This is a genomic window from Lentzea sp. NBC_00516 (genome assembly GCF_036346835.1).
Lineage (GTDB): Bacteria > Actinomycetota > Actinomycetes > Mycobacteriales > Pseudonocardiaceae > Lentzea > Lentzea sokolovensis.
The window spans coordinates 99,736-119,104 of record NZ_CP107840.1; the positions used below are offsets into that span (position 1 = coordinate 99,736).

At 67.9% G+C, this 19,369-nt stretch carries 19 protein-coding genes; 13 read left to right on the forward strand and 6 right to left on the reverse strand.

The genetic code is table 11. The features are described 5' to 3' along the window. Positions 1-189: 189 nt before the first annotated feature. The 9 genes from OG205_RS00460 to OG205_RS00505 all read left to right on the forward strand — a co-directional run bounded on the left by OG205_RS00460 (position 190) and on the right by OG205_RS00505 (position 9,603). Complete coding sequence (locus OG205_RS00460) at positions 190-1,185, forward strand: LacI family DNA-binding transcriptional regulator (protein ID WP_319981349.1); 996 nt, start codon at positions 190-192, stop codon at positions 1,183-1,185. Positions 1,186-1,299: 114 nt separating this feature from the next. Then, positions 1,300-2,943 (forward strand): ABC transporter substrate-binding protein, encoded by a 1,644-nt coding sequence (locus tag OG205_RS00465; protein WP_330274207.1) that lies wholly within the window; start codon positions 1,300-1,302, stop codon positions 2,941-2,943. Next, positions 2,944-3,849 (forward strand): ABC transporter ATP-binding protein, encoded by a 906-nt coding sequence (locus OG205_RS46705; protein WP_442916720.1) that lies wholly within the window; start codon positions 2,944-2,946, stop codon positions 3,847-3,849. Further along, positions 3,846-4,826 carry an ABC transporter permease gene (locus OG205_RS00480; protein WP_330274208.1) on the forward strand — a complete coding sequence of 327 codons (981 nt, stop codon included), beginning with the start codon at positions 3,846-3,848 and terminating at the stop codon, positions 4,824-4,826. The genes OG205_RS46705 and OG205_RS00480 overlap by 4 nt, the downstream gene beginning before the upstream one ends. Before the next feature lie 7 nt (positions 4,827-4,833). Then, positions 4,834-5,652 carry an ABC transporter permease gene (locus OG205_RS00485; protein WP_093604263.1) on the forward strand — a complete coding sequence of 273 codons (819 nt, stop codon included), beginning with the start codon at positions 4,834-4,836 and terminating at the stop codon, positions 5,650-5,652. Continuing rightward, positions 5,649-6,605 (forward strand): ABC transporter ATP-binding protein, encoded by a 957-nt coding sequence (locus OG205_RS00490; RefSeq protein ID WP_330274209.1) that lies wholly within the window; start codon positions 5,649-5,651, stop codon positions 6,603-6,605. Before OG205_RS00485 ends, OG205_RS00490 begins: the two co-directional genes overlap by 4 nt. Before the next feature lies 1 nt (position 6,606). Next, a complete protein-coding gene (locus tag OG205_RS00495) occupies positions 6,607-7,947 on the forward strand; it encodes a GH1 family beta-glucosidase (protein WP_330278072.1) in 1,341 nt (446 codons plus the stop codon). A gap of 189 nt (positions 7,948-8,136) precedes the next feature. Further along, positions 8,137-9,387, forward strand: coding sequence for a lysine N(6)-hydroxylase/L-ornithine N(5)-oxygenase family protein (locus OG205_RS00500; protein WP_330274210.1), 1,251 nt, complete (start codon positions 8,137-8,139; stop codon positions 9,385-9,387). A 21-nt stretch (positions 9,388-9,408) separates the two neighbouring features. Beyond that, positions 9,409-9,603: an MbtH family protein gene (locus tag OG205_RS00505; RefSeq protein ID WP_330274211.1), complete on the forward strand. Its 195-nt coding sequence runs from the start codon at positions 9,409-9,411 to the stop codon at positions 9,601-9,603. Here the strand turns inward: OG205_RS00505 and OG205_RS00510 are convergent. Beyond that, the gene (locus OG205_RS00510; protein ID WP_330274212.1) at positions 9,581-10,273 is read right to left on the reverse strand and encodes an SDR family oxidoreductase; all 693 of its coding nucleotides are present in this window, start codon (positions 10,271-10,273) and stop codon (positions 9,581-9,583) included. The genes OG205_RS00505 and OG205_RS00510 overlap by 23 nt on opposite strands. Continuing rightward, positions 10,270-11,088 carry a hypothetical protein gene (locus OG205_RS00515; protein ID WP_330274213.1) on the reverse strand — a complete coding sequence of 273 codons (819 nt, stop codon included), beginning with the start codon at positions 11,086-11,088 and terminating at the stop codon, positions 10,270-10,272. Before OG205_RS00515 ends, OG205_RS00510 begins: the two co-directional genes overlap by 4 nt. A gap of 64 nt (positions 11,089-11,152) precedes the next feature. On the opposite strand from OG205_RS00515, the gene OG205_RS00520 reads away from it, so the two are divergent. Genes OG205_RS00520 through OG205_RS00530 form a run of 3 tightly spaced genes read left to right on the forward strand, consistent with a single transcriptional unit; the run spans position 11,153 to position 13,049 of the window. Then, positions 11,153-11,521, forward strand: a complete 369-nt coding sequence (locus OG205_RS00520; protein ID WP_330274214.1) for a GntR family transcriptional regulator — start codon at positions 11,153-11,155, stop codon at positions 11,519-11,521. 59 nt (positions 11,522-11,580) lie between these two features. Then, positions 11,581-12,396, forward strand: coding sequence for an ATP-binding cassette domain-containing protein (locus tag OG205_RS00525; protein ID WP_330274215.1), 816 nt, complete (start codon positions 11,581-11,583; stop codon positions 12,394-12,396). Then, positions 12,393-13,049 carry a hypothetical protein gene (locus OG205_RS00530; protein WP_330274216.1) on the forward strand — a complete coding sequence of 219 codons (657 nt, stop codon included), beginning with the start codon at positions 12,393-12,395 and terminating at the stop codon, positions 13,047-13,049. The genes OG205_RS00525 and OG205_RS00530 overlap by 4 nt, the downstream gene beginning before the upstream one ends. A gap of 1 nt (position 13,050) precedes the next feature. Here OG205_RS00530 and OG205_RS00535 read toward each other — a convergent pair whose 3' ends face one another. The 3 genes from OG205_RS00535 to OG205_RS00545 are packed head-to-tail and all read right to left on the reverse strand — an operon-like array spanning position 13,051 to position 15,322. After that, a complete protein-coding gene (locus OG205_RS00535) occupies positions 13,051-14,022 on the reverse strand; it encodes a LacI family DNA-binding transcriptional regulator (RefSeq protein ID WP_330274217.1) in 972 nt (323 codons plus the stop codon). 5 nt (positions 14,023-14,027) lie between these two features. Next, on the reverse strand, positions 14,028-14,489 hold the full coding sequence (locus OG205_RS00540; RefSeq protein WP_330274218.1) for a hypothetical protein: 462 nt from the start codon (positions 14,487-14,489) through the stop codon (positions 14,028-14,030). Next, positions 14,486-15,322, reverse strand: coding sequence for a DUF1996 domain-containing protein (locus OG205_RS00545; protein ID WP_330274219.1), 837 nt, complete (start codon positions 15,320-15,322; stop codon positions 14,486-14,488). Before OG205_RS00545 ends, OG205_RS00540 begins: the two co-directional genes overlap by 4 nt. A gap of 214 nt (positions 15,323-15,536) precedes the next feature. Between OG205_RS00545 and OG205_RS00550 the strand changes: the two genes are divergently transcribed. Beyond that, the gene (locus OG205_RS00550; RefSeq protein ID WP_330274220.1) at positions 15,537-17,249 is read left to right on the forward strand and encodes a discoidin domain-containing protein; all 1,713 of its coding nucleotides are present in this window, start codon (positions 15,537-15,539) and stop codon (positions 17,247-17,249) included. Here OG205_RS00550 and OG205_RS00555 read toward each other — a convergent pair. Then, positions 17,233-19,158, reverse strand: a complete 1,926-nt coding sequence (locus tag OG205_RS00555) for an endo-beta-N-acetylglucosaminidase (RefSeq protein WP_330274221.1) — start codon at positions 19,156-19,158, stop codon at positions 17,233-17,235. The two genes, OG205_RS00550 and OG205_RS00555, sit on opposite strands and share 17 nt — an antisense overlap. Positions 19,159-19,369: the final 211 nt, after the last annotated feature.

Sequence of the window (19,369 nt, forward strand, 5' to 3'; positions counted from 1 at the left end):
GATCAAGGTGTCTCAATTCAGGGCGCTCGACAGTGTTCTACCTGCATCGATGCACCCTGCTGTGGAAACGCTCTCACGAACTTCCGGCAAGACTCTTGACTAATCCTCACGTCAGGCTGTTGACTCCGTCACACCTCGTCGGAACCGGTACCGAAACCGGTTTCAGGAGGCGGCGGAAGGAAGTTCGGCATGCGTGTCACGATCGCAGAGGTCGCCCAACGCGCCCAGGTGTCCAAAGCGACCGTGTCACGTGTGCTGAACGGTAAGCCGGACGTGGACGCCTCTACCGCGCAACGAGTTCGCAAGGTCATCGACGAGATCGGGTACGTGCCGAGCGCCCGTGCCGTCGGTCTGGCGCGAGGCCGCACCCGCACCGTCGCGATGCTCGCGCCGTCGCTCACCTGGCCGTGGATGGGCGAGGTGCTGCAGGGCATCGTGGACACTCTCGAAGCCGACGGCTACGGCCTTCTGCTCTACACGCTGAACCGCGGACCCGAGTCGCTGAACCAGTTCGCGAACCACGTGTCCGCCAACGCCTTCGACGGCCTGCTGGTCGTCGAGCCGCCGGACGCCCTGCACTACATCTCCACGCTCTACCGGGCGGGCCTGCCGGTCGTCATGATCGACGACCGCGGCTCGCACCCGGAGTTCCCTTCGGTGACGACGACGAACCGGCAGGGAGGCGCGGATGTCGCGAGGCATCTCGTCGCGGCAGGCCGCCGCAGGTTCGCCGTCGTCACCGGACCACCGCACTTCGGGTGCACTCAGGCGAGGCTGGACGGGTTCCGGCTCGCTTTGGCGGAAGCGGGCCTGACGCTGCACCCGGACCTCGTGGTCGACGGCGACTTCACCACGGAAGGCGGTGAGGTGGCCGTCGACAAGCTCGTCGCGAGTGGAATCCCGTTCGACGCCGTGTTCGCGCAGAACGACCTTTCGGCGGTCGGTGTGCTGCGAGCGCTGCGGGAGGCCGGCCGCGTCGTCCCCGACGACGTGTCCGTGGTCGGCTTCGACGACGTCCCGGTCGCGGGACACACCGAACCTCGGCTGACGACGATCCGCCAGCCGGCACAGGAGATGGGTGCCGCCGCCGCGCGGATGCTGCTCTCCACGCTCGAGGGACAGCCGATGCCCGACCACCCGCTGGTGCTGCCGACCTCGTTGATCGTGCGCGAATCCGCGCCCTGACCCACCCTGCTCCACCACAACTGAAACGAACCGGCCAGGCCGTGCGCGGTCTGGCTAGTTCGCCGTACGTATGAGAGAGCGCTCTCATACACCGTCGTATCGGGAGATTCCCCCATGCGCAGAACAGTCATCGTCGCGTTAGCACTGGCGCTCGCGGCGACCGGTTGCTCCTCTGGTGGCGCCACCAAGGCTGCCGGAGTGCTGACCGTGGGCATGCCCAACGGGCCGCTGACCGAGAACCACAACCCCTTCCTGCCCACGTCGGCGGCGGGTTCGCTCGGCTACCGCTACCAGATCTACGAGCCGCTCGCGTTCGTGAACAACACGCGCCCGGCTCAGGACCCGGTGCCGTGGCTCGCCACCAAGTGGGACTGGACGCCCGACTACAAGAAGGTCACCTTCACGATCCGGGAGAACGTGAAGTGGTCCGACGGCAAGCCGCTCACGGCCGCTGACGTCGCCTTCTCGTTCGAGATCCTGAAGAAGTGGCCGGCGCTCAACAACCGCGACTCGCTCAAGGTCGAGACCGCGACCGCGACGCCGGACAACAAGGTCGAGGTGTCGTTCGCGAGCCCGCAGTTCGTGACCCGCAACAAGGTCATCAGCGCGATGGTGATTCCGCAGCACGTGTGGAGCACCGTCCCGGACCCGACGACCTACACGAACCCGAAGCCCGTCGGCACCGGTCCGTACGAGCTGAAGTCGTTCACCTCGCAGACCGTGACGATCGCCCGGCGCGCCGAGTACTGGCAGGAACTGCCCAAGGTTCCGGAGATCCAGTACACCTCGTACAACGACAACACGGCGCAGACCACCGCGCTGGCGTCGGGTGCGAGCCAGTGGTCGTACGTCTTCATCCCGGACTACCAAAAGCTGTACGTCGACAAGGACCCGGCCAACCACAAGCTCTGGTTCCCGGCCGGTCTCGGCATCCACGGTCTGTGGCTGAACACGACGATCGCGCCGTTCGACAACGCCGCGCTGCGCTCCGCGATGAGCGACGTGATCGACCGCGAGGCGATCTTCGTCAAGGGTGAGGCCCGTCTCTTCCCGAAGCTCGAGTCGAAGACCGGTATGCCGTTGCCCGCCGGTGACTCGTTCCTCGCGCCGGAGTACAAGGACGCGAAGTTCAAGATCGACGTCGACGGGGCGAAGCAGAAGCTCACCGCGGCCGGCTTCAAGCTCGAAGGCGACGTGCTCAAGGCTCCGGACGGCAAGCCGGTCACCATCGAGCTCACGAACCCGTCCGGCTGGTCCGACTACCTGACGGTGCTCGACATCATCAAGGGCGACCTGAAGAAGATCGGCATCGAGGCGACCGTGCGCACGCAGACCGCGGACGCGTGGACGACCGACTTCGCCAACGGCGCGTTCCAGGGCTCGCTGCGCTGGACCAACACCGGCGCGACGCCGTACGAGATGTACCAGAACATCATGGACAGCGCGGAGATCAAGCCGGTCGGGCAGACCGCGGCGGTGAACTTCGGGCGCTACAACAACCCCGAGGCGACCGCGGCACTGGCCGAATACGCGAACGCGGCGGACGACGCGGCGCGGGCCAAGGCCCTCGCGGTGCTGCAGAAGATCATGGTCGAGCAGGTGCCGATGATCCCGACCTCCGCCGGCCCGATCGGCGCGGAGTACAGCACGAAGAACTGGGTCGGCTGGCCGACCGAGGAGGACCCGTACGGTCCGCCGCAGGCCACCCTGCCCAACGCCCTGCAGATCGTCATGAAGCTGAAGCCCGCGGGATCGTAGATGAATGAAGTCGCGCTTGAAGCGAAAGGTCTGGTCAAGACCTACAAGCGCGTGCGCGCGGTGCAGGACGTTTCCATCGTCCTGCGCCGCGGGCGCGTGACCGCCCTCGTCGGCGAATCCGGATCAGGCAAGTCGACGGTGGCGAAGCTGCTCGCGCGGCTCGTGGAACCCACCTCCGGCGAGATCCTGCTGGACGGTGAGAAGGTGCGAAGGGTCCGGGAGTACCGGCGCAAGGTCCAGATGGTGTTCCAGGACCCCTTCGCGTCCCTCAACCCGGTCCACACGATCCGCTACCACCTGACCCGGCCGCTGAAGATCCACAAGCAGTCGGAGACGGTCGAGGAACTGCTGGAGCGGGTGAACCTGCCCGCCGACTTCGCCGCGCGGTACCCGCACGAGCTGTCGGGCGGTCAGCGGCAGCGCGTCGCGATCGCACGCGCGCTCGCGGCCAACCCCGAGGTGCTGCTCGCCGACGAGCCGGTGTCCATGCTGGACGTCTCCATCCGGCTCGGTGTGCTGAACCTGTTGCTGGACCTGAAGGACCGGCTCAAGCTCGCGGTCCTCTACATCACGCACGACATCGCGTCGGCGCGCTACTTCGCGGACGAGACGTTCGTGATGTACGGCGGGCAGATCGTCGAGGGCGGCGAGAGCGAGTCCGTGACGCAGCGGCCGGCGCACCCGTACACGCAGCTGCTGATCGAGTCCGCGCCCGACCCGGAACGGTCGGTGCTCGCGCTGGACGCGCCGCTGGAGGAGGTCGCGCAGATCTCCACCGGCTGTCAGTTCGCGGCGCGCTGCCCGAAGGTGCAGGAGCGTTGCTGGACCCAGGCGCCGGCCCGCACCGAGGTCGACTCCTACGGGCACTGGGCGGCCTGCTGGTTGTACGCGGAGGCGGCGGCATGAGCTTCCTGCTGCGTCGTGCGCTGTTCTACCTGGTCACCCTGTGGGCGGCGATCACGGTGAACTTCCTGCTGCCGCGCTTTCTTCCCGGCGACCCGGTGCAGGCGATGATCACCAAGCTCGGTGGACGGCTGAACAGCGACGCGATGGCGTCGCTGTACATCCTCTTCGGGCTGGACGACAACAAGTCGATCTGGGAGCAGTACGTCGACTACTGGGGATCGCTCGTGCGGGGCGATCTCGGGCTGTCGTTCACGTTCTTCCCGACGCCGGTCGCCGACGTGCTCGCGCAGTCGATGCCGTGGACGCTCGGGCTGGTCGGCGTCACCACGGTCATCGCGTTCCTGCTCGGCACCCTGCTGGGTGTCTACGCGGGGTGGAAGCGCGGATCGTGGATGGACAACCTGATCCCGGTCACGACGTTCCTGTCGTCGATCCCGTACTTCTGGCTCGGGCTGATCGCGATCTCGCTGTTCTCCGTGACGTGGCCGCTGTTCCCGGCGTCCGGGGGCTACGCGCCGGGACTGGTGCCGGAGTTCTCCGGCGAGTTCATCGGCAGCATGCTGGAGCACGCCGTGCTGCCCGGCGTCACGATCATCGTGAGCTCGGTGGCCGGCTGGATCCTGGGCATGCGCAACATGATGGTGACCGTGACGGCGGAGGACTACGTGCTCGTCGCGCGGGCCAAGGGACTCACCCAGAAGCGGATCATGTTCGCCTACGCGGCCCGCAACGCCGTGCTGCCGTCGATCTCCGGTTTCGCGCTGTCGCTGGGTTTCATCGTCGGCGGCGCCCTGCTGGTCGAGATGGTGTTCTCCTACCCGGGCCTCGGCTACGTCCTGTTCCAGGGCATCGGCGCGAAGGACTACCCGTTGATGCAGGGAGTGTTCCTGGTGATCACACTGGCGGTGCTGGTGGCGAACCTGCTCGCGGACATCGGCTACCTGCTGCTGGACCCGCGCACGCGGCGGGAGGGCTGAGACTCCGATGAACTTCAAGACCAAGCTGGGCCTCGGCATTCTGGCCTTCTTCACGCTGATCGCGGTGATCGGCGAGTGGATCGCGCCGTACGACCCGTCCGCGATGAGCGACGACCTGCTGTCGCCGCCCTCGGGCGCGCACTGGTTCGGCACGACCATGACCGGGCAGGACATCTTCTCCCAGGTGCTCGTGGGCACCAGGGGAGTGATGGTCGTCGGGCTGGTGTGCGGTGTGCTCGCGACCTTCCTGTCGATCCTGGTCGGGGTGACCGCCGGGTTCCTCGGTGGCGCTGCCGACGAGGCGTTGTCCATGCTGTCCAACGTCTTCCTGGTGATCCCGGCACTGCCGCTGATCATCATCGTGGCCTCGATGCTGCCGTCGGCCGACACGGTCCTGATCGCCGGGGTGATCAGCCTGACGGCGTGGGCGTGGGGCGCCCGGATTCTGCGCGCTCAGACGATGTCGTTGCGGCGCAGGGACTTCGTGGAGGCCGCGCGGGCGTCCGGTGAACGGACCTGGCGCATCATCGTGTTCGAGGTGCTGCCCAACCTGCTGGCGGTGATCGGCTCCGGCTTCGTCGGCACGGTGATCTTCGCGGTCATGCTGCAGATCACCCTGTCGTTCGTCGGCGTGATCTCGCTGTCGACCTGGAACTGGGGCACGATCCTGTTCTGGGCGCAGAGCAACCAGGCGCTCGGCCTGGGCGCGTGGTGGTGGTTCGTCCCCGCCGGGCTGTGCATCGCGTTGCTGGGCACGGCACTGGCTCTGATCAACTTCGGGATCGACGAGTACGCGAATCCCCGCCTGCGGAAGGTGCGCGCATGAGCCCGGTGCTGGAGATCCGCGATCTCTCGGTCGACTACGGCAACCTGCGAGCCGTGCACAACGTCTCGCTGACGCTGAACGCGGGCGAGGTGCTCGGTCTCGCGGGGGAGAGCGGCAGCGGCAAGTCCACTTTGGCCTATGCCGCGACCAGGCTGCTGCAGACGCCGGGCAAGGTGCCGTCCGGCGAGGTGCTGTTCAAGGGCCAGGACCTGCTGTCGCTGACCGACAAGCAGTTGCAGGTGCTGCGGTGGAACGAGATCGCGATCGTGTTCCAGGGCGCGATGAACGCCCTGAACCCGGTGATCTCGGTCGGCACGCAGATCGACGACGTGCTGCGCACCCACCGGCCGCAGATGAAGCGCCCGCAACGGACGGCGCGCGGCCGCGAGTTGTTGTCCCTGGTCGGCATTCCCGTCGACCGGCTGGGCTCGTACCCGCACCAGCTCTCCGGCGGCATGCGGCAGCGCGTGATGATCGCGATGGCGCTCGCGCTGGAACCCGAGATCGTGATCATGGACGAGCCGACGACCGCGCTGGACGTGGTGGTGCAGCGGCAGATCCTCGGTCAGATGATGCGGCTGCGCGAGACGCTCGGCTTCTCGGTCGTCTTCATCACCCACGACATCTCGCTGCTGGTCGAGTTCTCGGACCGCATCGCGATCATGTACGGCGGGCGAGTGGTCGAGGAGGCGCCGGCGGACGAGATCTACCGCGCCGCCAAGCACCCGTACAGCCAGGGCCTGCTGGGGTCGTTCCCGGCGTTGCGCGGGCCTCGACGTGAGCTGAAGGGCATTCCCGGCTCGCCGCCGGACCTGCGTTCGATGCCGTCGGGCTGCCCGTTCCACCCGCGCTGCCCGTCCGCGATGGACGTCTGCGGTGAGCGGATGCCGTCGCTGGAGTCCGTCGAGGAACGCCGTCGCGTGGCGTGCTGGCTGGAGGACGCGCGTGTCTGACGTGACTGCGTCTGATCCTCTTGGAGGGCTGCCCCGGGACTTCTTCTGGGGCGTCGCGACCTCGGCGTACCAGATCGAGGGCGCGTACGACGAGGACGGCCGGACACTGTCCATTTGGGACACGTTCTCCCGCCGACCCGGCGCCGTGCTGAACGGCGAGAACGGCGACGTGGCGTGCGACCACTACCACCGCATGCCGTCCGACGTGGCGATGATCGCTCGCCTGGGCGTGGACAAGTACCGCTTCTCCGTGTCGTGGCCGCGCATCCAGCCCGGCGGCCGCGGCCCGGTGAACGCCAAGGGCATCGACTTCTACTCCCGGCTCGTCGACGAGCTGCTGGGCAAGGGCGTCGACCCCTGGCTGACGCTCTACCACTGGGACCTGCCGCAGGAACTGGAGGACGCGGGCGGCTGGCCGCACCGCGACACGGCCTACCGCTTCGCCGAGTTCGCGGGCCTGGTGCACGACGCGCTGGGCGACCGCGTGCCGACGTGGACGACGCTGAACGAGCCGTGGTGCTCGGCCGTGCTCGGCTACGACACCGGCAGACACGCGCCGGGCCGCAAGAACTTCGCCGAGGCCATGCGCGCGACGCACCACCTGCTGCTGGCGCACGGCCTTGCCGCACAGGAGCTTCGGACGCGCGGCGTGGCGTCGCTGGGCATCACGCTGAACATGGGCACCCACACGGCCGCCTCGGACGACCCGCGCGACATCGACGCGGCCCGGCGCGCGGACGGCCTCGGCACGCGGATCTACATGGATCCGTTGGTGCACGGGCGTTATCCCGAGGACGTGCTGGTCGACATCGCCGCGCGCGGCGCCGGGATCCCGGTCCGCCCCGGCGACATGGAGATCATCTCGACGCCGCTGGACGTCTTCGGCGTGAACTACTACACCTCGCACGTCCACAAGGCGACCGACGACCCGGCAGTGTCCGAGGTGGTGCCGCAGGGCCGTCCGGTCACCGCGATGGACTGGGAGATCGTTCCCGAGGGCTTCACGGCACTGCTGGTCCGTCTGCACCAGGACTACGGCGTGCCGATGGTGATCACCGAGAACGGCGCGGCCTTCGACGACCTCGACGTCGAGGACGGCTACGTCGCCGACACCGACCGCGTCGAGTACCTGAAGTCGCACATCGCCGCCGTGGCGGAGGCCGTGCGCGCAGGTGCGGACGTGCGCGGCTATCTCGCGTGGTCGCTGATGGACAACTTCGAGTGGGGCTACGGCTACGCCAAGCGGTTCGGCATCGTCCGCGTCGACTACGAGACGCAGGAACGCACGCTGAAGCAGAGCGCGCAGTGGTTCCGCGACCTGATCACCCGATCGCGAGCGTAGTCCCGGCTCGGTCCAGTCTCCGGCCCGGTCGTTGTGGAATCTCTGCGCCCCCACAGCGACCGGGCCGGTTCCATCTCCGCGGCTTGAACCTCGATCCAGCGGCGTAGATCACGCCCTGATGCACTAGCTAAGGCATGCCTTAGTTAAGTTAGGTCGCTTTACGTCAAGGAGTGCCAGGAGAGGATCGCGATGGAACCGGTGTTAGACCTGGCCGGAATAGGCTTCGGGCCGTCCAACCTCGCTCTCGCGATCGCAGTGGAGGAACACGCGCTGCCTGTCAGGGCTCGCTTCTTCGAGAGGCAGCCGCGGTTCGGCTGGCACCGGGGGATGCTGCTCGAGGACGCCACCATGCAGGTGTCCTTCCTCAAGGACCTCGTCACGCTGCGCAACCCCACCAGCGGGTTCAGCTTCCTGTGCTACCTGCGCGACCGCGGGCGGTTGATCGACTTCGTCAACCACAAGAACCTCTTCCCGCTGCGCAAGGAGTTCCACGACTACTTCGAGTGGGCCGCCGAACGGGTCGGGCACCACGTGTCCTACGGCGCCGAGGTGTCGCAGGTGCGGACCTGTGCCGACGGCTTCGAGTTCGCCGTCGGCGAGCAGCAGGTCAGGGCCCGCAACCTCGTGCTGGCGACCGGCCTCGAGGCCAACCTGCCGGACGGCATCGAGACGAGCGACCGGATCTGGCACAACAAGGACCTGCTCACCCGCGTCGACAGCCTGAAGGACCCGCGCCAGGTCGTCGTGGTCGGCGCCGGCCAGAGCGCGGCCGAGGCCGTGGCGTTCTTCCACGACCGCTTCCCCGAGGCCGAGGTGCACGGCGTCTTCGCGCGGTACGGCTACAGCCCCGCCGACGACAGCTCGTTCGCGAACCGGATCTTCGACCCCGCCGCGGTGGACGACTTCTACTCCGCGCCGGAGGAGGTCAAGCAGAAGCTGATGGGCTACCACGCCAACACGAACTACGGCGTGGTCGACGGCGACCTGATCGAGGAGCTGTACCGGCGGGTGTACCGGGAGAAGGTCGTCGGCCGGCAAAGGTTGTTGCTGCACAACACCTCCAAGCTCACCGGCGTGACCGCCGACGGCAGGTGCGTGGTCGAGTCGCTCGCCGACGGCAGCCGGTTGCCGATCGACGCCGACGTGATCGTCTACGCGACGGGCTACCGGCCGGCGAACCCGGTCAGGCTCCTCGGCGACCTCGCCGGCCACTGCGAACGCGACGAGCGCGGCCGGCTGAAGGTGACCCGCGACTACCGCGTCGTCACGGACAACGGCCTGAGCGGCGGCATCTACCTGCAGGGCGGCACCGAACACACGCACGGCATCACGTCGTCGCTGCTGTCGAACACCGCGGTGCGCGTCGGCGAGATCCTCGACTCGGTGCTGCGGCGAGTCGCCCAGCGGCAGGCAGAACCGAAGCTCCAGGCAGTCAAGTAGTTCCATGAGGAAGGACCTGTGATGACCAACCCGTTCGAGGACCCGGAAGGCCGATTCTTCGTGCTGGTCAACGAAGAACAGCAGCACTCGCTGTGGCCGGTGTTCGCGGAGGTGCCCGCCGGGTGGACCAAGGTCTTCGGCGAGGAGAACCGCGAGGCGTGCCTGTCGTACGTCGAGGAGAACTGGACGGACCTCAGGCCTGCCTCGATCCGCTGAGGTACTCCTCGAACGTTCGCTTGCCCACCGCGCGGCCGGGAGTCAGGTTCCCGCCCGCGCGGTAGGCGCGATACGTCGCTCCTGGCACCTTCACCGGCACGAGCCGACGCTGCTTTCCCGTTGCCGCCAAGTACATCCGCGCGAAGTCGACGGCCTCGCGGATCTCCGGGCCGCCCATCTCGGGTGCCTTGCCCGCGGGCGGTGCCTGGGCCAGCGAGGCCAGTTCCAGGCCGACCTCGGCCTCGTCGACCGGCTGGAAGCGGAACCCCGGCACGAGCATCAGCGGCAGCTTCGAAGCGGCGTCGAACATCCCGCGCAGCAACGAGTGGAACTGCGTTGCCCGCAGAATCGTGTGCGGCACACCGGAATCGATGATCAGCCGTTCGGCGGAGAGCTTCTGCCGGTAGTAGGGGAGCGGCACCTCGTGGCAGCCGACGATCGAGATGTAGACCAGGTGCGCGGGCTTCGAGGCCAGCACCGCCCGCGCCATCTGAACCTCGTGCCGGAACGAGGTCGCGCAGTGCACCACCACGTCCGCCCGCAGAGCGTTCAAGCCGGTGCCGCGCACCAGATCCGTTCCGGAGGAACGGGAAACGGAGCGAGCCCCCGGCAACGCGGCGACGACGTGCCTGCCCAGCGAACCACTGCCACCCGTGACGACGAAGGTCATGCCGTCACTCTGGCACGGTGGTAGTAGGCCAGCACGACGGTGCCGGACACCGCGACGACCGCGCTGATCACCAGACCGGCCTGCGTCAGCGCGCTCATGACGGCGCCCTCGCCGAGCAGCTTGATACCGATCCACGCGGCGACGATCGGGTTCACCACGGTCTGCCCGGCCACGACGAGATCCGGCGGCCCGGCGGCGTACCCGAGCTGGATGAACCACGCTCCGGTCAGGAAGGCGACGGCCAACCCGCCGAGCGAGAACCATTCGATCACCGGCAGTGTGGTCGTCACGTCCCTGACCAGCACGGCGACCAGTCCGTACGCGATCCCGGCGCCCACGGCGAGCGCCAGCGCCCGTACGGCGTCCGCGGTGAACGTCGCCGCCACCACCCACACCAGCACGCCCGCGACGACCAGTTGCCCGGCCTGCAGCGCCACCTTCGGCGACACCTCGGTCGGCACCGCCGCGCCCGCCGTGATGGACACGAACACCACGATCCCGGCCGTCGTCACCAGCACCGCCACGGCGAGCAGTCCGGTCAGCCGCCGCGCCCGCGTCACCGCGATGATCGGGATGGCCAGCGCGTTCAGCGGCGCGACCACCGACACCGGGGCCAGCGCCAGCGCGACGACCTGCAGCACGGCACACGCGAAGAGCACCAGGAACCCGTAGACCCACCGGCGTGAGCGCACGAGCTGGAGCGCCGAGGTGAGCTTCAGATCGGTCGTCTCCCGCACCCCGGCGTGCTGCCACATCGCACCGAGCGCGCTGCACCCGGCCGCGAGCACCGCGCACAGAATCGCGACCCCGACCACCTGGCCGATGCTACGCCGCCACTGCTATGGTTCATTACATGAGTAACGAACCAAGGAACTGACCGTGTTCGACGACCGGAGCCCGATCTACCGGCAGATCGCCGACCGGATCAAGGCGGACGTGCTCAGCGGGGCGTTGAAGGCGGACGAGCAGGTCATGTCGACCAACCAGTACGCCGCCTACTACCGGATCAACCCGGCGACGGCCGCGAAGGCCTTCCAGCAGCTCGTGGACGAGCAGGTGCTCTACAAGAAGAGGGGGATCGGGATGTTCGTGAGCACGCGGGCTCGCGACATGCTGCGGGAACAGGGGCGGGAGTCGTTCTTCGGCGAGGTCGTGGACCCGATGGTCGCGGAGGCGCGCGCCATCGGCATTCCGCTCGCCGAGGTCATCCGCCGGATCGAACAGCACGAGAACAACGGGGGCGTGTGATGCGGGTTGACGTGCAGGGCTTAACGGTTCGCTACGGTGCTGTCACGGCCGTCGACGACATGAGCTTCTCGTTGTCCGGCAACAAGATCTACGGCCTGCTGGGGCGCAACGGCTCCGGCAAGACCAGCCTGATGTCGGCGCTCGCCGGCTACCGCAAGGCTTCAGGATCCGTTCAGCTCGACGGCCTGCCGGTGTTCGAGAACGCCGCCGCGATGCGCCAGGTGTGCCTGGTGCGGCACAGCGCCGACGCCGCGGACAAGGGTGACAAGGTCTCGCACGTGCTGGCGTACGGCGCGGCCTGGCGTGACACGTGGGACAACGACTACGCGCTCAAGCTCGCGGAGCTGTTCAAGATCGAGCTGAGGACCAAGGTCGGCGAACTGTCGCTGGGGCAGCGGTCCGCGCTCGGCGTCGTGATCGGGCTCGCGAGCCGCTCGCCGCTCACGATGCTGGACGAGTCGCACCTCGGCATGGACACGCCGACCCGGTACGCGTTCTACGACGCGTTGCTGGGCGACTTCATGGAGCACCCGCGCACGATCGTCATCTCCACGCACCTCATCGAGGAACTCGCCTCGCTGCTGGAGGAGGTGCTGATCATCGACAGCGGCCGGTTGGTGTTGCAGGAGGAGGCCGACGTACTGCGCTCACGCGGTACCGAGGTCACCGGGAACGCCTCCGACGTCGACGAGTTCACCGCGGCGTTGACCGTGCTCAGCGAGAAGTCGCTGGGGCGCACGAAGGCTGCGATGGTCTACGGCGCGTTGGACGACGAGCAGCTGATCCGCGCCCGTCAGCTCGGCCTGGAGCTCGGCCCGATCGCGTTGCAGGACCTGTTCGTCCACCTCACCGACCCGGTCGGAGGCAAGCGGTGAAGATCTTCCGTCACCTGACCGCTTCCCTCACCACGTTCTCCGCAATGGTCGCCGGCGGCGCGTTCGCGTTCGTCGTGGCCCTGACGTTCGTCGTCTCGGTCTTCCGGGACGTCGAGATCAGCGCGTGGAACGTCGTCGCCTCCCAGATCGGGCCCTGGTTCCTGTTGTTCATGGGCGTCTACGCGATCCACGTCATGCTGCCGATCGCTGTCGCGCACGGCCGGACACGGCGGGAGTTCCTCGTTGCGGCGTCCGGGTTCTCCGTCGTGCTGGCACTCGTCATGACGGCGGTCGAGTGGCTCGGGTTCCTCGCCGAGGGCGGGATCTACTCGCTGATGGACTGGCGTGCGGACGAGCACAGCACCCAGCTCACATACCTGCTGATGTACCTCGTCTGGATCGCCGTGGGCATGCTCTGCGCGGCGGCGTTCGACAGGTTCGGCGCGGGCGGGATCTTGGTGCTGCCGGTCGCACTGGCGCTCGTGGTCGCGACACGCGTGCAGCTCCCGGGTTCGGGCAACCTGCCGTTCCTCGACGAGATCCCGGACGCGCTCGGACCGGAGTGGTATCTGCTGCTCGCGGTGTCGTTCGTGGTCGCGCTGGCCGGTACCTGGGCGATCGCGAGGGACATGCCGATCAGGACGCGGACGTGACTCAGCCGCTGTCCCGCACCACCAGCGTCGGCTCGAAGACCACCGAGGTGGCGGGGGAGCGCGGTTCGCTGATCTGGCGCAGCAGCTGACGCGCCATCTCCGCGGCCATGTCGGTGATCGGCTGGCGAACGGTCGTGAGCTCGGGTTCGGACGTCAGCGCGGCGCTGCTGTCGTCGAACCCGACGATCGCCACGTCGTCGGGAACCTTGCGGCCGCTGCGGTGCAGCACGGGGATCGCGCCGTTCGCCATCAGGTCCGAGGCGATGAACACGCCGTCGACGTCCGGGCAGCAGCCGATCAGCCGTTCCATGGCGGCGACGCCGGACTGCCGGGTGAAGTCGCCGTGCACCACCACGGCGTTCGGCACCTCGGCGAGGAACCCGGCGAGCCGGTCCTGGCCCGCCGGGGTGTCCTGCGGCCCGGTGATCGTCGCGATCCTGTTGCACTGCAACGACTTGAGCCTTCGCGCGGCCAGTGCGGCGCCCACCGTCTGGTTCACGTCGACGTAGGTGATCGGCATCGGCGTGAGCGGGCGGCCTGCCAGCACGACCGGCAACCCGGCCGCGATCAGCTGACCGGGCACCGGGTCCGCGGGATCGGTGTGCACGAGGATCACGCCGTCCAGCCGCCCGCACCGCAGGTCGCTCAACGCCTGCTCGCGGGTGCCCGGCCCGGTCATCATCAGCACGAGGTGGATGCCGAGTGGTCGCACGACCCTGGTGACGCCGCTGACGACGCTCGCGAGGTGCGGGTCGCCGTCCATCCGGCGTTCGTCCGGCAGCAGCAGCCCGATCGCGGCTGCCCGGCGCGTGACGAGCGACCGCGCGGCGATGTTCGGCAGGTAACCGGTGCTGGAGATGGCTTTCTGGACGGCGTGCCGGAGCGACTCGTCCACGCTGGAGGCGCCGTTGACCACTCTCGACGCGGTCGCGCGCGACACTCCGGCCACGCGGGCCACCTCCTCCAGCGTCACGCGCTTCACCCGGCCGCCAGTTCCGCCGTGCGGTGGCGTTCCATCAGCTTGACCACCTCGGCGGTCGGTGGATGGGTGATCGCGGAACCGGCCGAGCGCACGACCTCCAGCGACTCGGTGAGGTGCGTGTGGACGAACTGCCGGAGCGCGTCCGGGCTGGTCGAGGCGAGCTGGATCTCGGCATCCGTTGGCATGCCGGGCATGTCGTGCCCGGCGTGGTTGTTCACGTACGGCGCGTCGAGCAGCTTCCTCAGTTCGGCGAGCTCGATGTTCCGGTTCTCCTTGAGCGAGGCGTTCTCCGTCAGGTCGAGCAGTCTGAGCGCCTGCTCGTCGGTGGCGATGGCGAGCTCGACGAACGCCCGCTCCGTTGCGCCGTAACCGTTCTGAGGAGTCGAGGGCGGTGCTGGCTGTGGAGGTGGAGCCTGCTGGCAGGCCGCGAGAAGGCCTGCCAGCAGGAGTACTGTCAACCGTGGTTGCCGGCGTGGTCGCACTTGATCACCACGTTGAGACAGTTGCGGACGCGGCGCTCCATCTCGGCGCGCGGCCACACGTTGAAGAAGTCACCGTGCATCGTTTGCCCTGTACCGGAAGCGAGTCGCAGTCCGGCGGTGCTGCCGCTGACCGGATACCTGAGCACCATCCGGAGCTTCGGCACGGACACGGGGTGGCTCGACGGGCAGCCGCCCGCGACCGGGTAGGACATGTGGGACTTGTGGTCGGCCGAGTCGAGGTTGCGGCCGTCCCAGCACTGCGGGAAGTCCAGGTAGGTCTCCAGCATCGTGCCCGCCGGGCACGTGACGAAGTTCTTGGACGGGTTGACGTGCCCGGCGTGCAGGCAGGACCAGCGCGCGATGCTGTCGGCATCGCCCGTGGCCTTCGCGTTGCCCGCGACGATCTTCAACCCGTACGGCGTGGGCTGGATCGCCCCGGGGTTGTTCACGCCTTCACCGAGGTAGTAGAAGGTGACCCCGGTCGGTGCGATCGCCGTGTTGTCGCGGTACAGCGTCGGCACCCAGTAGGACGAGATGTCCGTGGCCGGGTTGCAGTTGCCGGTCTGGCCCTCCAGCGACTGCTGGGTGGACCGGGCGTTCGTCGAGTGGTTGCCGAAGAAGTCGTGGAAGTGCGAGGCACCGGCCAGGTTCGGCAGCACGATCGGGTCGTCCGCCAGCCGGTGGCTGATCGGGCACTCCGCGAGGAACTCGGCCACGCGGACAGGTTCTCCTTGTGCCGCAACGGGAATGCTGAGAGCCGTGGCTATCAGTCCGATGACGGCGGCGATGTGGAACAAAGGCTTCCTCATTGAAGCTTTCCTCTCCGCAGCAGGATTGGGAGAGCGCTCTCACGCTCATCGAGCATGGCGCAGAACGCAATCAGGCGTCAATCCGCAAGAAACGTTCAGAAGTCCCGGTTTTCTTGACACGGCATGCCTGATGCCCTGACTCTCGGCTCTGAACTCCTGTCCCAGAGAGCGCTCTCTCGCGCCGCCGTCCCGTTCTCCGGCCTCAGGAGCATTCATGTCAGGAAGGCTTCAACGCGGAAGACTCCCCCTGTTCGTCGCGGCGATGGTCGCGACCGCCCTGCTCGTCCCGGTGCAGGCCTCGGCCGCCGGTCCGCTGATCTCGCAGAACCGTCCTGTCACCGCGTCCAGCAGCGAGAACGCCGCCTTCGCCGCGACGGCCGCGGTCGACGGCGACGCCGGAACCCGCTGGTCCAGCGCGTTCAGCGACCCGCAGTGGATCCAGATCGATCTGGGCTCGTCCGCGCGGGTCGACCAGGTCGTGCTGGCCTGGGAGGCCGCGAGCGCGCGGGCGTACACGCTCAGCATCTCCGCCGACGGCACCACCTGGCAGGAACTTCGTCGAACGACGACCGGTCCGGGCGGCACCGAAACGCTCCCGGTCACCGGCACCGGCAGGTACGTGCGCCTCGACCTCGCTCAACGAGCCACTCAGTGGGGTTACTCGCTGTGGGAGTTCCAGGTGTTCGGCACCCGCGACGGTGGCAACGGCGGGGAAACCCTGCTGTCCTACGGCAGGACCGGTGCCGCGTCGACGTTCCAGGACGACCCGAACTGCTCGGGGTGCACCCCGGCCAAGGCGTTCGACCGCGATCCGGCGACCCGCTGGGCGACGAGCGCGACGAACGGCTGGGTCGATCCCGGCTGGATCTCCGTCGACCTCGGCGCCACCGCCACGATCTCCAAGGTCGTGCTCCAGTGGGATCCGGCGTTCGCCACGGCGTACCGGATCGAGGTCTCCGACAACAACTCCAGCTGGCGCGAGATCTACTCGACCACCACGAGCCGCGGCTTCAAGGAGACGCTGACGGTCAGCGGCACCGGCCGGTACGTGCGGATGTACGGCACGGCCAGGTCGAACGGCTACGGCTACTCGCTGTGGGAGTTCCAGGTCTACGGCACGGGTGGCGCGCCGATCACGCCACCGCCGCTGCCGCCGAACCCGTCGTTCCCCGGCCGGCTGGTGTGGGCGGACGAGTTCAACGCGCCCGCGGGCTCCGGGCCGGACGCCTCGAAGTGGACGCCGGAGACCGGGCCGGGCGTGAACAACGAGCTGCAGTACTACACGAACAACAACAACGCCCGGCACGACGGCAACGGCAACCTGGTGCTGCAGGCGCGGCGCGAGGTGACGCCCGGCAGCGCGTGCCCGGTGGACCCGGTCAGCGGCAGCGGGACCTGCCAGTACACGTCCGCGCGGCTCAACACCTACGGCAAGTTCAACTTCACCTACGGCCGGGTCGAGGCGCGGATCAAGGTGTCGTCGACGCAGGGGCTGTGGCCCGCGTTCTGGATGCTGGGCGCGGACTTCTTCGACCAGCGCAGGCCGTGGCCGTACACCGGCGAGATCGACATCATGGAGCACGTCGGCAAGGAACCGAACCGGGTCTACTCGACGCTGCACGCGCCCGCGTACTTCGGTGCGGGCGGGTACGGGTCACCGCTGGAACTGGGTGCTCCGGCGTCGTCGGCGTTCCGGACGTTCGCGGTCGAGTGGGACTCGAGCCACATGACGTTCAGCGTGGACGGCAACCGGTTCTTCACCGTCGATCGGAACGTGCTGGAGACCACGCGCGGCCCGTGGGTCTACGACCACCCGTTCTTCCTCATCATCAACAACGCGGTGGGCGGCGACTGGCCCGGCCCGCCGGGGGCCGGGACGCAGCTGCCTCAGGACATGGTGCTGGACTACGTCAGGGTGTACCAGTGATGGAGATCGTCGCGGGCGGTGAGACGTCGAACGCCTCGCTGACCGCCTCGACCTCGATGTGCGCGGTCTCGCCGGGGGTGAGCGGGATCGCCGGCACGAAGTACGCGTCGTTCGTCGTGCCACCGAGGAAGATCCGCTCGGAACCGGTCCACTTGTAGACCCGGTACTGCCTGATGGAACCGGGCGAACGAGTCCAGGTGAGCCGTGCCGATGCCGTCGTGGCATTGGTGCGGCTCACCTGCTCGACCTGGACGCCGGTCGGTGCCGCCGGGGGAGTCATGACCGGGTTCGTCACGCCGATCCGGCCGATCAACGCCGTGACGGCCGCGCCGGGCAGGACCCGCAGCGAGATCTCCGTGAGCGTCGCGCCGGAGTGCTCACCGAGCGGGAAGACGCTGCGCCGCCACGCCCCGCTGACCCCGCCGAGGTCGAGGACCTTCTCCGCCGTGCCGAACCGCAGGATCGCCTGGAGTCGTGACGGACCTGTGCCGGTGCGGTGGACGATCTCGAACTGGCTGGCACCGGTCAGCTTCAGCGACGTCGCGAACAGCTTGACATCGTTGACGGACTGCGGGGTGCCGGTGATCTTCAGTGCGGTGCCGCCGTCGTACGGGTCGTCCCAGTCGAGCGACGGCGTGACCTTCGTGCCGGTGCCGGTGACGCTCCACCGCCACGTCGGCAGGACGTCCTGCAACGACAGGTTGTTCCAGGCTTGAGTGGACCGGACCGTGCCGCCGACCGCGAACTTCCTGCCGTGGCCGGTGTTGAAGTTCGTGACGAACGGCAGGCTCGTGATCGGCGTCAGCTCGGTGATGTAGTGGGCGATGCCCTTCCAGTTCGCCGTCGTCGTGGTGTTCGCCGGGTCGCCGTTCTGGCCGACCCAGAACCTGTTGTCACGGCTGTAGAAGTCGGCGGGACTCGTCGCCGACTTGAACGTCCACTCCGGACGGTAGAAGCCGAGCGACGTCACGTGCGGCTTGTTCTCGGGGAAGACGCTCGCCCAGCCGATGCTCGTGTTGTAGCCGTTGGACTCGACGTCCACGCCGGACGCCAGGTCGTACGGGCTGCGGCCCATCTGCTGGGCGAGTGCGGCCGAGCTCGCGAGACCCTGCGTGCTCCACCAGAAGTTCATGAACATCTCGTCGGACTGCTCGAAGAACATCCGGTTGCGCGCGGTCAGGGCGTTCTGCCAGCTGACGCTGCCGCTGTCGGTCATCGCGTCGTACCAGATGATCCGCAGGCCGGACTTCTGCAGGTAGACGATGAAGTCGCGCATGTCGTTCGCGAGCTGGGTGTTGCCGCCGGCGGTCTCCTGGTTGAGGAACCAGCCGTCGAAGCCGTGGTGCCGGGCGACCTGGATCATCTTGTCCGCCACCGGGAACCGGTCGCCGTCGCGCCTGACGAAGTCGCGGACCCACTGGATCTGGCCGCCGTACGCGGTCGGCGGGAGGAACACGTTGCCGATCACCCTGACCCCGTTGCGGTGGGCCGCGTCGGTGACCGTCGGGTTCGGCGCGAGGATCAGGCCCTCGGACGCGGACCCGCCCCAGAACACCAGTTCGTCGATGTACTGCCAGTAGTTCGTGGCGTAGTAGTTCATGTCGAGCGCGCCCTGTGCGGGGTTGTTGCTCGTGGGCGCGTACGCCACGAGCGCCTGCACTCGGGCCTCGCCGGCACGGGCGTGCGCGTTGGCCGGTCTGGCCGGAACGACACGTCTCGCGAGCGGCACCGTGCTGCGGTTGTACTTCGCGTCCCGGTCGGTCGACGGATCCCAGTTCAGGATCGTCGCCGGGTGCCAGTAGGACGCGTAGGGCTGCGCGATTTCGGCTGCGGACGCGGGAGTCTCGGACAGCAGGCTGGTGAGTGCTGCTGTGGAGCTCAGAACGAGGAACTGTCTCCGGGTGGGCACGTGATCACCCTTGTGCGCCATCTGATTCGCCGCATACCGCTTCTACGGTGACTGAACAGGACGACAAAGTCCCGGTCCGCTGCGCTGGGTGACGAGCCGGTCCTGGGAAACATTCTGTCGAACAGCGTCGAAACGTCCCCGTAACCATCCATGTGGCCGAATCCCAGGCAGGCTACTGGGCGGTAGCGTGAGCCTCGCCGTCGGTTTTTGG

Bases quoted from the DNA above. Each gene is read 5' to 3' on its own strand.
- OG205_RS00485 (WP_093604263.1), top strand. From the start codon at position 4,834: ATGAACTTCAAGACCAAGCTGGGCCTCGGCATTCTGGCCTTCTTCACG.
- OG205_RS00505 (WP_330274211.1), top strand. From the start codon at position 9,409: ATGACCAACCCGTTCGAGGACCCGGAAGGCCGATTCTTCGTGCTGGTC.
- OG205_RS00545 (WP_330274219.1), bottom strand. From the start codon at position 15,322: ATGAGGAAGCCTTTGTTCCACATCGCCGCCGTCATCGGACTGATAGCC.
- OG205_RS00510 (WP_330274212.1), bottom strand. From the start codon at position 10,273: ATGACCTTCGTCGTCACGGGTGGCAGTGGTTCGCTGGGCAGGCACGTC.
- OG205_RS00480 (WP_330274208.1), top strand. From the start codon at position 3,846: ATGAGCTTCCTGCTGCGTCGTGCGCTGTTCTACCTGGTCACCCTGTGG.
- OG205_RS00525 (WP_330274215.1), top strand. From the start codon at position 11,581: ATGAGCTTCTCGTTGTCCGGCAACAAGATCTACGGCCTGCTGGGGCGC.
- OG205_RS00500 (WP_330274210.1), top strand. From the start codon at position 8,137: ATGGAACCGGTGTTAGACCTGGCCGGAATAGGCTTCGGGCCGTCCAAC.
- OG205_RS46705 (WP_442916720.1), top strand. From the start codon at position 2,944: ATGAATGAAGTCGCGCTTGAAGCGAAAGGTCTGGTCAAGACCTACAAG.
- OG205_RS00465 (WP_330274207.1), top strand. From the start codon at position 1,300: ATGCGCAGAACAGTCATCGTCGCGTTAGCACTGGCGCTCGCGGCGACC.
- OG205_RS00460 (WP_319981349.1), top strand. From the start codon at position 190: ATGCGTGTCACGATCGCAGAGGTCGCCCAACGCGCCCAGGTGTCCAAA.
- OG205_RS00490 (WP_330274209.1), top strand. From the start codon at position 5,649: ATGAGCCCGGTGCTGGAGATCCGCGATCTCTCGGTCGACTACGGCAAC.
- OG205_RS00550 (WP_330274220.1), top strand. From the start codon at position 15,537: ATGTCAGGAAGGCTTCAACGCGGAAGACTCCCCCTGTTCGTCGCGGCG.